Source organism: Thermoanaerobacterium aotearoense, from assembly GCF_009905255.1.
GTDB lineage: Bacteria > Bacillota > Thermoanaerobacteria > Thermoanaerobacterales > Thermoanaerobacteraceae > Thermoanaerobacterium > Thermoanaerobacterium aotearoense.
The window spans coordinates 750,112-761,637 of sequence record NZ_CP047602.1; the positions used below are offsets into that span (position 1 = coordinate 750,112).

The window sequence follows — 11,526 nt, forward strand, 5'->3', positions numbered from 1 at the left end:
AATTTATTGTATAATATTGTTAAAAGTTGTAGGGAGGGATTATATATGAAAAAGATTTTTATCAGCTTGTTAATTTTAACTTTATTTTTAAGTGGATGTGGAATTACCGATGTTAAAAACAATAATATAAATCCAAATAAGCATAATAAGGTAATTAGCGATACTACTACAGCACAAACAAATTTAGACAATCTTAAAAATTCAAATAAAATGCCATCATTCAAAGAGGAAATAATTAAAGAGGAAGGAATAGAGTATAAAGTATCTTATAAGCTTTTTGACTGTTCAAAATTATCTCCAGGTTTTTTAACATACATTCCAGAGTCTATGAAAACTCAATTAAGTAATTCAAGTGATGGTAGTACTGTTATTCGAATTTATGAAACATCAAAAGAAGGGGAAACATTGCACGATTATAATTATATTCAAATTTTTTATTATCCTAAAAACACAGAAAAATGCTGCAATAGAATTAATAAAAAATCTTTCAAACAAATATAATCTCAACGAAAATCAAAACATACGTAAATGGGCAATACTTCAATATAATGGAATCTATGGTACTATTGCCTTAGGATACTACAATAAAAGATATTTTTATGTGCTTACACATTCTACTACTGAATCCGCAGATATTTTTAATCCTCTATCAGAGCGTATATTTGCAGAATGGCGTTGGACAGATACAGGTAAGGGATTAATCGATTAGCAGCTTATGTAATATTCACCAGATTAGTTAGATATATAATATTGTTAGAGATTTTATGGAGGTATGTATATGTATATGAAAAGACTTTTTATAAGCTTGTTGATTTTAACTTTATTTTTAAGTGGATGTGGAAGTAAAACAAGCAGTAAATTGCAAAAGGCTCAATTTTCAAATACAGCAAAAAATGATAGCAAGAATATAGATACACCACATATTAACCAACATATTCCACAACTTATCACATATAACGGTGATCATGTATCAGTTTGGGTGAATCAATTCTTATTTGTTGAAAATGGTGATTTAAAAGAAAGTTATAACGGTGATAAAAGTTATATAAAGCTTAGTTATGCAAAGGACAATGTCATAAAGACTATTGATTTAACTTCATACGCGTTAAAGTACGATTTGTTCAACGGCATTGATTATATAACTGCTTCTCCGTCAGGAAGATATATTGTTTTGGAATTTTCTCAAGACGTTCCAATTAGTGTCATTGTTGATACTGACACAAATAAAAGCAACATACTGTGGTATGATGAATCAAAAAAAGAAAGCATGATGAGAATTTCATTTAACCCCAATAATGAAGATGAGTTTGCTTTTTTGCCATCGGCAGAAATAAATGGCCCTAATGGCAGTCATTTTTTGAAGCTTTATGAAATAAAAACTCATAAGATAAATACATTAGGTGAAATCTCAGAGAAAGATGTAACGATGCAAAATTCACTGATACAATGGGATAGAAACGCAATAAATGTCATTTCACTGGATAAAAGCAAAGTATTCACTTTTGCATATTAATCATTATACAGAAGTAAGTCTGAAAACAAGAGAAAGAGGGGGGCTTTGTATGAAGGCAAAAAGTGTAATGATATTTGCAATAGGAATAATGGTTGGAATACTGTTATCTCAAATGTTGACAAGACATACAAGCATTTACGATGTCAATGGCAATGGAGCATCTGAAAATGTTCAAAGTGTTGATATGAGAAATCCGATATCACAAAAAGAAATTTTGAAGCAATTAGAAGCAAGTTCTGCTTTTGATATGTCGCAAATACCAGTTGTAGGCTCAGATATCTATGGTCACGCTTGGCAGGATTTAGGTACAAAACCATCTTCATTCACTTCTTGGAAAGTGCCTAAAGTATGGCAAAAATATATTTATTCTGAAAGTGACAAAACCGATCCTGAATCCATAAGCAATGGAGCTAATGATAAATTTTTATATATAACATTGCAAGGCGTTGTCTTTCTGTATTTACCTCCTGACGGAAGGTATTGGTGCTCTGTACCGATGTTTGGGGATATACCGCCAGGTTCTGTAATAATTGCACAGCATGTCCCTTTAAAGACCGCTGTTGAAGCTGGTGTAATTCCTGTATATCATGGTCAAGCTTTTACTAAAAGCTATCCTTTGCCAAAAGAATGGCAGGATGCATTAAGATAGTTAATGGATGCTTAGAAATCAACAAACCAATTAACCATAAATAATCTAAAGGGGGTCAATTTGTTTGCTTATCACATTGATTTTTGCAATAGTGACAATATATTTGATTATTTCTTCAAAACATCCAAAATTTAAAAGGCCAAAGATACGGTATACTGTAGCGTTTTTTCTATGTATACTTCTTGCAATTCATTTTTACTTAGACTATTTTAGAATAGGGTCGTTTAATTCGCTGGTTTTAAGTAACTTCCACAATTCAAAGATCGTTTCGGTTATGTTGGTTAAAAATACTGACAATACTAAGAACGGCATCGTAAAAAGTACCAGTGATGCAAAGGTAATAAATGACTTGATAGCGTATTTAAAGCGATTTAAACTTCTACAGTATGATGGCAAATATAGTGATGCAAACAATCATTCTTATGATATTGTATTTTATACTGACAAAAAAGATGAAAGAATCGGAATAAGTGTAACAAATGAGAAATATATTGATGTCGCTGTAACAACCACTAAGACTTATCATTTATTCTTTTTTAATTGGTATAACAACATAAACAGCTATAAATCTTACAAGATAGTTAACGGCAAAATAAATTCGCATTTTTTAGATTCTGTATTGGATTCTATAGAGGATTAATTCAAAATCTGTGATATTTATCACAAACATTATGTTGTTTTTGTTGTATAGTATATATTGGACAGAAATGAATGGAGGTTATCAGATGGTTAAAAGAAAGATAGTAAAGATTGACGAAGAAAAGTGCAATGGATGCGGCCTTTGTATTTCACCATGTGTTGAAAGCGCAATAGTTTTAGTGAATGGAAAAGCCAAAGTCATAAGTGAAGAGCTTTGCGATGGCGCAGGTGTATGTTTGAATGTGTGTCCAACAGGTGCTTTGTCTATCGAAGAAAGGGAAGCCATGCCTTTCAACGAAGAAGCTGCACTTAAGCATAAGGCAAAAATCAGCAAAGACACATGCTCATATTGTGGCAACAGCGACGATGATGCACCAATTTTGACGTATAAATACAAAGGAGAGATAAAACAAGTCTGTGTAAGATGCCTTCCGGCTCTTATTCACGGTTAATCCTTTTAGGGATGTTTGGCGGTTGGGAAGATGTACCAAGCTCTTTGTGGCGCGGTGAATGAACTACAGTGATGCTGTTCATGATTATTTCTACGTCTTCTTCACCGTCTTTTATTTTTTTTCTGAATTCTACCCTTGGCACAACTACTGTGACCTCATGAGGTACATCTATGTTTGTCTTCCTTTCTATCTCTACATCAAGGCCGTACAGCCTTAACGTTATTTTATCGTACCCTTTGCTTCTTTTAAATAGCTTTTTTGCCATATTTAATATGCTTTTTATATTAACCATGATATAACCCCCAATACAATTTATGAGAAAAATGATATATACGTTCATACAAATGGTGATGTATTGTATAAAATAGCAAAATTGATAAAAAATATAGACAAACTGATAAAGAAAGGGTGTATTTATGAAAAATAATATGACAGCAGCTAATCTGCGCTCTGCATTTGGCGGGGAAAGCATGGCATATCAAAGGTACAAATCGTGGGGTAAAATTGCCATGCAAGAAGGCTTTAAGAATGTATCAAAGCTCTTTAATGCCATAGCGTATGCAGAGGAAGTTCATGCAGGAAATCATTTTAAAGCACATAGAGATATCGAAGGAGACTTTTTAGTGCCGGCAATGGCTGGTTTCGGCATAGGAAATACGTCTAATAATTTAGGTAAAGCCATAAGCGGAGAGCTTTTTGAGGTAAACGAAATGTACGCAACTTACATCGCTACAGCAGAATTTCAACAAGAACAGGAAGCTTTAAAGTCATTTACATGGGCAAGAGAGGCTGAAAAAATTCACGCTGATCTTTTTAAAGAAGCAAAGCTGTCAGTGGACATGGGAAAAGACGTAAGCTTTAATGAAGTACATATTTGCAGTATTTGCGGCTATACTACGATAGGACCTATACCCGAGAAATGTCCTGTCTGTGGAGCAGAAAAAACGAAGTTTGTGTCATTTTAAAGAGGAAGGGCTTATAACCTTCCTTTTAATTTTGCACACATGATCATGATCGGATTGACACACATTTGAACCATATCTAAATGAATTTCTCGTAATGTGTTTTACTGCACACATTTTTTATAATAAGCATAAGAATTTATTTTGCTGTGTGTCGCAACATTGGCATCAAATTTGCACTTCATATATTGGGGAAGATTGTCTTGTCTAAATTACAATCTTGATTGGAGGAGAGCCAATGAAAGGCAAAGTTTTGATAACACCGAGATCTTTGTGCCATAGGAAAAACGATATAGTTGAAATGCTAAGGGATTATGAGGTTCTAATCAATGAAACTGGAAGACCATTTGATGAAAATGAATTAAAGGAGCTTATACAGGATGTTGATGGCATTATCGTAGGTGTAGATAAAATAACGAGAGAAATTCTGGAGAAGGCTAAAAAATTAAAGGTTATCACAAAGTACGGCGTTGGATTAGATAATATTGACATAGAATACGCTAAAAGGTTAGGCATAAGGGTAACTTACACGCCTGGTGCAAATAAAGAATCTGTTGCTGATTTGGTGTTTACGATGATATTAGAACTTAGCAGACAACTGTTTAAGATGGATAAAATTGTGAGAGATAATAGATGGGATAAAGTCATTGGCAGGGAAGTATACGGAAAGGTCATCGGGATAATCGGAACGGGGAATATCGGCAAAAGCGTTGCAAAAAGGGCTACAGGATTTGACATGAAAATATTGGGTTACGATATGCAGCCTGATTATGACTTTGCAAGGCAGATAGGCATGAAATATGTTGATTTACAGACTTTGCTAAAAGATTCTGATTATATAACATTGCATATACCATTTACAAAAGATATGTACCATTTTATAGATAGAGAAAAACTAAATATGATTAAAAGTACTGCATTTATAGTCAATACTTCACGTGGAGAGCTTATAAATGAGGAGGCTCTGTACGAAGCTTTAAAGCAAAAGAGATTGGCTGGTGCAGCATTAGATGTGTTTGAAATAGAGCCTCCTTATAATAGTAAATTGATTAAACTGGAAAATGTAATACTTTCTCCACATTGTGGCGCATCAACTGAAGACGCAATAATTAAAATGAATATGATGGCTGTAGAGGGTCTTAAAAGTGTTTTAGAAGGCAAAGAACCTAAATTTGTATACGCATAATGTCTAAAGCTGAAACGATAAAATGCAAAAAACTTGTTATCTGGCTCTATTATGTCTGTAATCGCGTTTTTTAAAAGAAACCAGCTAAAATTTCGGATTGAACAAAATGATCATCGGTGATAAAATTTTAATATCATTTTATGAATTTCGTTTTTTTCTCTAAAGCGTTGCATCAAATTTTTAAACCGTTATGTTGAATTGTAAAAGGAGCTGGTATAAGTAATGGATTTCAAAAATAGTGAAAGCATAAAAAGAAGTGATAAAGTCTATAAAAAATTAAAGGAGCTGACGGAATCTTTAAATCTTAATGATTTTAACGGTCCTTTAGGATATGATGCTTTATATATAGGAAAGCTACTAAACATATCCAGAAGCAATACCAGCAGGGAACTTAACAAGCTATTAAAATCAGGAAAAGCGATAAAAATAAAAGGTAAGCCAGTTTTGTATTTAGATAAGTTGTATTTTAAGGAAAACTTTAGTTACCGCTTTACAAAGTCTGTTTTTGAAGATAGGGAAGATTTTGTGAATACATTAACAAATGCAGGAATAATGAAAAAAGAAGCATTTCAGATTAACTCACATAATCAAAATAAACTTATCAATGCCAAAAAAATTGGCAATAAATATTCTGAAAGCATACTTGATAATATCATCGGTGCTAAAAGCAGCTTAAAAGAGCAAGTTTCAAAGGCAAAAGCAGCCATATTATATCCTCCAAATGGGCTTCATACGTTGATAATTGGACCTACAGGTGTTGGAAAATCTACATTTGCTGAAATGATGTACAAGTTTGGAGTGGAAGCGAAAGTTTTTAAAAGCAATTCTCCTTTTGTAATATTTAATTGTGCCGATTATGCTCAAAATCCTCAATTGCTTATGTCCCAACTATTCGGTCATATAAAAGGTGCTTTTACTGGAGCAGATAGAGAAAAAAGAGGCCTTATTGAAGAAGCTGATGGCGGCATATTATTTTTGGATGAGATTCACCGAATGCCGCCGGAAGGACAGGAGATGTTGTTTACCCTTATTGACAATGGGAAATACAGACGGTTGGGAGAGACTGAAAATGTTAGAAGTGTAAAAGTTTTGATTATTGCTGCTACAACTGAAAATCCGCATTCGGCTTTACTTCACACTTTCTTAAGGCGCATTCCGATGGTGATTCAATTGCCAAGCCTTGATAAAAGAACGTTGATTGAGCGCTTTTTATTCACATATCAGTTTTTTTATGAGGAATATGAGAGGCTAAATGTACCCATTAAATTAGAAAATGATGCGTTAAAAGCAATAATGCTTTATGACTGTCCGGGAAATATTGGACAATTGAAAAGTGATATAAAGTTAATCTGCGCAAGAGCATTTTTGGATTATATCATTGAGGAAAAAGAGATGGTAGAAGTCTGTCTATCAACTTTGCCGCAAAATGTAAAAGAAGGCCTTTTGAAAATTCACAATTTAAGGGAAGAAATAGTATTTAGGGAAATCAGCAATAATGGAGATATAGTATTTAACAAAAACACCATGGACGTAAAGGATAAATTGAACATTAATTTTTTAAAAAGCTCGTATAGCGCAGATGATGATTTATATGACTTCATAATGGACAATTGGGAAAAATTCAATAGACAAGGGATGCCATCAGAGCACATAAGGGAAAACATAGAAAATCAGATACAATTGTACTATAAAAATTATTTATATCCAATTGAACAGGATACTGATGGCGTCAACAGAAGTGTCTTGTTTAAATTTGTCGATCCGTATATATTAACTGCTGTGGAATATGCTTTTAATGCTGTTCGTGAAAGCTTTGATGGAGTCATAACGCAGAAAGCCATCTATCTGCTGTCATTTCACATAAAGACAATGATTGAGAGGCTTAAAGTAGGAATTGCTATTTCGCATCCTGATAGAGAAAGCATAGCAAAAAGCTATAAATCTGCTTACCATGCTGCAAATCTGATAAAAGAACGGCTTGAGGAAAAATTAAATATTGAAATTCCTGAAGATGAGACTGCTTTTATAGCCATGTTTTTACAGGCGTTGCAGTATGGGAAAAACAGCAGCAAGATTGGAATATTGGTTATGGCGCATGGAAATAGCACTGCCAGCAGTATTGCAGAAGTTACAAATAGACTTCTTGGCACTGATCATGTAAGAGCGTTGGATATGCCACTGGAAGAAAAACCAGAGGTAACTCTTGACAAGGCTATAAACATTATAAAAGAAATCGATCAAGGCAAAGGTGTGCTGATTCTGGTTGATATGGGGCTTCTAAGAACTTTTTCGGATATTATTACCGAAAAAACCGGTATAAAAACCAGGACGATTGAAATGGTCAGCACTCCATTAGTGCTTGAAGCTACAAGAAAGGCCTTGACTCCAGATATGGATATAGACAATTTGGTAGACGAAATAGTATCTTTGCATCCATTATTAAGTGGCGATAGCACCATGGGTGATATGAATTCAGGCACCACCAATATTTCGCTTTATGAAAAGAATTTAAAAGACCTTTTATCACAGACATTAAATTTTTTAAATCCTGATAAGGTTTATCCTGTCTTAAAAGGAATTTTAAATGATATTCTCAATGAGAAGGATAAAAAAGTAGAGGACGAGATATGGATAAAATTTTTATTTCATTGTGCTTGTTTGATAGAGAGGGCGATTAGAAAGGACTATTTGCCAAATAGCGATTTGGATGTAATAAAAAATCGCAACAATGGTTCGTTTCAATTGATAAAAAAGCATTTTGAGGCTGTAGAAAATCTCTTTGGGATAGAGATTCCAGATAGTGAGTACGCCTATGTAGCAGAAATGATTGACACATATATTGACACACTTGATATTAGGGACATGACACACATTTGATTGGATAAAAACATTTACATGAAGAAGTGTTTTCATGGCACACATTTTAAAGACGGTGAATGTCTCTCCTAAGAGACATTCATTTGCAGATAGGTCATTTTTATGGCATGGTTTTTGCAATATAAAATTTATGAAAGACAAAACATCACATTTTGAAAGGATGATGATCTTGATAGGGATATTAGTCGTAACACACGGTGAGTTTGGCAAGGAATTATTAAAAAGTGCTGAATTAATATTAGGGAAACAGGAAAATGTCATATGTTTAGGATTAAATGAAGGTGATGATGTTTTAAAACTAAAAGATAAAGTAAGGCAAGGCATCATTGAGCTTGATGAAGGAGAAGGTGTGCTGGTCTTGACAGATATGTTTGGAGGAAGTCCTTTTAATGTGACGTCAGCCAACTTGAAGGAATTGACTTTTAATTATTTGACAGGAGTAAATTTGCCTATGCTTATTGAAGCATTGTCGTCAAGGCATAGCTGCGACGTCAATATGTTAGCTGATATGTGTTATAAATCAGGAATTGAAGGGATTAGAAACATGAATAAAGAAATTCTCAGCAAGTAAATTTATACGCCGCAATAAAGATGGCTCTTTTAGAGTTATCTTTAAATATAAAAACTTAATAAAAAAAGGAGGACTTTATATGCATGTAAGTATTAGTGCATCACAAGCTGCAATCATTGCTTTATGGGTAGCTATAGTTGAGGCACGTGCTCTTGGTTATTCAACATTGATGCTTCGCTTCACGCCATTGATGACAGGCCTTGTAGTAGGCATCGTTATGCACAATGTACCGGAAGCCATGGTAGTTACTGCTGCCATACAGCTAATCTACATGGGGTTAATAGCGCCTGGCGGGACATTGCCAAGTGAGCCAGCAGTCGCGGCTTCTATAGCAGTTCCGGTTGCAGTTATGGCAAACCTCGATCCATCAGCAGCAATTGCAATCGCAGTGCCTGTAGGACTATTAGGATCATACTTGTATTCTTTTAGATTTCTCTTGAATACGTTTGTACTACGCCTTACAGATAAGTATGCAGAAGAATTAAACGATAGAGGCTTGACGCTGACAATAATTGTTTTACCTATTTTAGTTAGCCTTGTATTGTTCTTCCCAGCCATATTTATAGCGCTCTACAAAGGGACTCCATTGATAGCGGCTTTGATAAAGACCGTTACAGCCGGCAAGCTATTCCATGTCTTGACGGTAATAGGTGGAGGATTGCCTGCGTTAGGAATTGCATTGACACTTACAGTTATAGGCAAGAGAAAATTTGTAGTATTTTTCCTCTTGGCATACTTTATGGCTGTAATACTAAAATCCTTAAACGTAAATACTGTGACGTATGCTGTTTTAGGAGGAATAATGGCATATCTTTACGTAATGTTTACAAGTAAAGAAGCAGATAGTCAACAAATTTGAAGGGGGTAAGTGGCATGGAAGATGTAAAAGCGAAAAGCAGTGCAAATTCAGCAGAAATTGATGACAGCAGCAAAAAGATCACAAGAAAAGATTTGCTTTTAGGATGGTTTAGATGGTGGTACGCCAATGAAATACCTCATACATTTGATAGAATGCTGGCACCCTCGCTTTTGTTTGGTTTAATGCCTATTTTAAGGAAAATATACAAAAAGAATGAGGATCTTAAAGAAGCGTATAAAAGGCATCTTTTGTTTTACAATACACAAGCAATTTGGGGTGGCGGCACAATACTTGGAATAACGGCATCATTGGAGGAGGAAAGGGCTAAAAAGCTAAATGAAGGCAAAATCGATGAAGCAGTTGATCCAGAGATCATAAATAGCACGAAAGTCGGTTTGATGGGACCCTTGGCAGGCATAGGCGATGCAATAGATTCAGGAACGGTACAGTATATTTTGATTGGTATATTCTTACCTTGGGCAAAAGCCGGCAGTGCATTGGGGGCTCTTCTTCCTTGGATATTGTTTGTTGCATTGACATTCACATACGGATATTATTTTACTGAATTGGGATACAGGCTTGGACGTTCTGCAGTCGTGGAAATTGTCAGTGGTGCAAGAATTAGAAAAATTATTGATGGATTGTCTGTTTTAGGTACTTTTATGATGGGAATATTGGCGGCTTCTTATGTGACGGTTACTACATCATTAAAATGGACTTTGTCAGGAAAACAATTCGTATTGCAGGATATTTTAGATAAGGTATTGCCTGGCTTGTTGCCACTGCTGACAGTTATGCTTGTATATTGGTATTTCTCAAGAAAAGGTTTAAAAATAGTGAAAGTGCTTTTATGGCTAATAGTCATATTTGCAGTTTTAGGTTTTACAGGACTTTTATAATATTCATGGTTTAGCTAAATCGCCTTTAATGGCGATTTAGCTAAACCTCTATTTTAAATCATGAGAAAGGATGTTCATTATGGGAGAAATCATATTTGCCAGAATAGATGATAGACTGATACATGGCCAAGTAATGACGAAATGGGTAAAAGGGTACAATTGCAACTCCATATTTGTCATTGATGACCAGTTAGCCAAGGATGAATTCATGAAAAATATTTATATCATGTCTGCATCTACTGCTAATATTACATTGAAAATATTGACCGTCGATGATTCAATAAAATTATGGGAAAAAGATCATTACGACGGATTTAAAGTTATATTATTGTTTAAAAATATAAAGACAGTTAAAGACACCATTGAAAAAGGCTTGCCCATAAAGAAGCTAAACATTGGCGGCATAGCCAAAAGCGCTGACAGAAAATTCATAATACCGACTGTAAGTCTTAACAAGGAAGAAACGGAATCACTTTTAGACCTTGAAAAAAATCATGGCGTGGAAATATTTTTCCAGACGGTACCTGAAAGCAAAAGAGTTGGACTTGAAGCTGCGCTTAGCGTGTTTAACATCAAGAGATGAATTTTCGCTGTTTTCCAGCAATCTACTATTGCAATGTAAAGCATTTAGGTATATACTGTAATCAACAAGATGGTCCTGAGGAGTTTAGTTACGGTGAATTTGTTTTCAACCAACACCATGACAACGGGAATTTGGGTTCAATTGCGTATGAAAAGCCTACATTGATGGGACTTCAGAAGCAATTGACAGGATACCCACTTTAAAAGCGGGCTTGAAAACATAGCCGAACGGCTTCGCGGGATGGATTGGATGTAAAAAAACCGGCAATTGCCGGTTTTTTTAGTTGGCAGATTTAAAAAGATCTTCATTTGTAATATAATTTAGAGAGAGGTGATT

The 11,526-nt window shown here is 34.6% G+C and carries 13 protein-coding genes and 1 other RNA gene; 13 read left to right on the top strand and 1 reads right to left on the bottom strand.

Going from position 1 to position 11,526, the window contains the following annotated elements:
- Nucleotides 1-45 precede the first annotated feature (45 nt).
- The 5 genes from GSH73_RS03645 to GSH73_RS03665 all read left to right on the top strand — a co-directional run bounded on the left by GSH73_RS03645 (nt 46) and on the right by GSH73_RS03665 (nt 3,253).
- Nucleotides 46-501 (top strand): hypothetical protein, encoded by a 456-nt coding sequence (locus GSH73_RS03645; protein ID WP_014759344.1) that lies wholly within the window; start codon nt 46-48, stop codon nt 499-501.
- Between the two features lie 277 nt (nt 502-778).
- A complete protein-coding gene (locus GSH73_RS03650) occupies nt 779-1,513 on the top strand; it encodes a hypothetical protein (protein ID WP_014759343.1) in 735 nt (244 codons plus the stop codon).
- Nucleotides 1,514-1,562: 49 nt separating this feature from the next.
- Nucleotides 1,563-2,162: a hypothetical protein gene (locus GSH73_RS03655; RefSeq protein WP_014759342.1), complete on the top strand. Its 600-nt coding sequence runs from the start codon at nt 1,563-1,565 to the stop codon at nt 2,160-2,162.
- A gap of 64 nt (nt 2,163-2,226) precedes the next feature.
- Nucleotides 2,227-2,802 carry a hypothetical protein gene (locus GSH73_RS03660; RefSeq protein ID WP_014759341.1) on the top strand — a complete coding sequence of 192 codons (576 nt, stop codon included), beginning with the start codon at nt 2,227-2,229 and terminating at the stop codon, nt 2,800-2,802.
- 85 nt (nt 2,803-2,887) lie between these two features.
- Nucleotides 2,888-3,253 carry an ATP-binding protein gene (locus tag GSH73_RS03665; RefSeq protein WP_014759340.1) on the top strand — a complete coding sequence of 122 codons (366 nt, stop codon included), beginning with the start codon at nt 2,888-2,890 and terminating at the stop codon, nt 3,251-3,253.
- On the opposite strand, the gene GSH73_RS03670 is transcribed toward GSH73_RS03665, so the two are convergent.
- Nucleotides 3,240-3,545 carry a hypothetical protein gene (locus tag GSH73_RS03670; protein ID WP_014759339.1) on the bottom strand — a complete coding sequence of 102 codons (306 nt, stop codon included), beginning with the start codon at nt 3,543-3,545 and terminating at the stop codon, nt 3,240-3,242. The two genes, GSH73_RS03665 and GSH73_RS03670, sit on opposite strands and share 14 nt — an antisense overlap.
- 124 nt (nt 3,546-3,669) lie before the next feature.
- Between GSH73_RS03670 and GSH73_RS03675 the strand changes: the two genes are divergently transcribed.
- The 8 genes from GSH73_RS03675 (at nt 3,670) to ssrS (ending at nt 11,436) form a co-directional block, all read left to right on the top strand.
- Nucleotides 3,670-4,218: a rubrerythrin family protein gene (locus GSH73_RS03675; RefSeq protein WP_014759338.1), complete on the top strand. Its 549-nt coding sequence runs from the start codon at nt 3,670-3,672 to the stop codon at nt 4,216-4,218.
- Between the two features lie 235 nt (nt 4,219-4,453).
- Nucleotides 4,454-5,401: a phosphoglycerate dehydrogenase gene (locus GSH73_RS03680; RefSeq protein ID WP_014759337.1), complete on the top strand. Its 948-nt coding sequence runs from the start codon at nt 4,454-4,456 to the stop codon at nt 5,399-5,401.
- A gap of 222 nt (nt 5,402-5,623) precedes the next feature.
- Complete coding sequence (locus tag GSH73_RS03685; protein ID WP_014759336.1) at nt 5,624-8,278, top strand: sigma-54-dependent transcriptional regulator; 2,655 nt, start codon at nt 5,624-5,626, stop codon at nt 8,276-8,278.
- Between the two features lie 34 nt (nt 8,279-8,312).
- Nucleotides 8,313-8,849: a PTS sugar transporter subunit IIA gene (locus GSH73_RS03690; RefSeq protein ID WP_014759335.1), complete on the top strand. Its 537-nt coding sequence runs from the start codon at nt 8,313-8,315 to the stop codon at nt 8,847-8,849.
- 79 nt (nt 8,850-8,928) lie between these two features.
- Nucleotides 8,929-9,708 carry a PTS mannose/fructose/sorbose/N-acetylgalactosamine transporter subunit IIC gene (locus tag GSH73_RS03695; RefSeq protein WP_014759334.1) on the top strand — a complete coding sequence of 260 codons (780 nt, stop codon included), beginning with the start codon at nt 8,929-8,931 and terminating at the stop codon, nt 9,706-9,708.
- Nucleotides 9,709-9,722: 14 nt separating this feature from the next.
- Nucleotides 9,723-10,607: a PTS system mannose/fructose/sorbose family transporter subunit IID gene (locus GSH73_RS03700; protein ID WP_014759333.1), complete on the top strand. Its 885-nt coding sequence runs from the start codon at nt 9,723-9,725 to the stop codon at nt 10,605-10,607.
- Nucleotides 10,608-10,686: 79 nt separating this feature from the next.
- The gene (locus GSH73_RS03705; RefSeq protein WP_014759332.1) at nt 10,687-11,190 is read left to right on the top strand and encodes a PTS sugar transporter subunit IIB; all 504 of its coding nucleotides are present in this window, start codon (nt 10,687-10,689) and stop codon (nt 11,188-11,190) included.
- A gap of 69 nt (nt 11,191-11,259) precedes the next feature.
- A non-coding RNA gene (ssrS, locus tag GSH73_RS03710) (6S RNA) lies at nt 11,260-11,436 on the top strand.
- The last annotated feature ends 90 nt before the right edge of the window (nt 11,437-11,526 follow it).

Excerpts from the sequence above, each read along its gene's own strand:
- GSH73_RS03645 (WP_014759344.1), top strand. The coding sequence starts at position 46 with ATGAAAAAGATTTTTATCAGCTTGTTAATTTTAACTTTATTTTTAAGT.
- GSH73_RS03650 (WP_014759343.1), top strand. The coding sequence starts at position 779 with ATGTATATGAAAAGACTTTTTATAAGCTTGTTGATTTTAACTTTATTT.
- GSH73_RS03655 (WP_014759342.1), top strand. The coding sequence starts at position 1,563 with ATGAAGGCAAAAAGTGTAATGATATTTGCAATAGGAATAATGGTTGGA.
- GSH73_RS03665 (WP_014759340.1), top strand. The coding sequence starts at position 2,888 with ATGGTTAAAAGAAAGATAGTAAAGATTGACGAAGAAAAGTGCAATGGA.
- GSH73_RS03670 (WP_014759339.1), bottom strand. The coding sequence starts at position 3,545 with ATGGTTAATATAAAAAGCATATTAAATATGGCAAAAAAGCTATTTAAA.
- GSH73_RS03675 (WP_014759338.1), top strand. The coding sequence starts at position 3,670 with ATGAAAAATAATATGACAGCAGCTAATCTGCGCTCTGCATTTGGCGGG.
- GSH73_RS03680 (WP_014759337.1), top strand. The coding sequence starts at position 4,454 with ATGAAAGGCAAAGTTTTGATAACACCGAGATCTTTGTGCCATAGGAAA.
- GSH73_RS03685 (WP_014759336.1), top strand. The coding sequence starts at position 5,624 with ATGGATTTCAAAAATAGTGAAAGCATAAAAAGAAGTGATAAAGTCTAT.
- GSH73_RS03690 (WP_014759335.1), top strand. The coding sequence starts at position 8,313 with ATGGCACACATTTTAAAGACGGTGAATGTCTCTCCTAAGAGACATTCA.
- GSH73_RS03695 (WP_014759334.1), top strand. The coding sequence starts at position 8,929 with ATGCATGTAAGTATTAGTGCATCACAAGCTGCAATCATTGCTTTATGG.
- GSH73_RS03700 (WP_014759333.1), top strand. The coding sequence starts at position 9,723 with ATGGAAGATGTAAAAGCGAAAAGCAGTGCAAATTCAGCAGAAATTGAT.
- GSH73_RS03705 (WP_014759332.1), top strand. The coding sequence starts at position 10,687 with ATGGGAGAAATCATATTTGCCAGAATAGATGATAGACTGATACATGGC.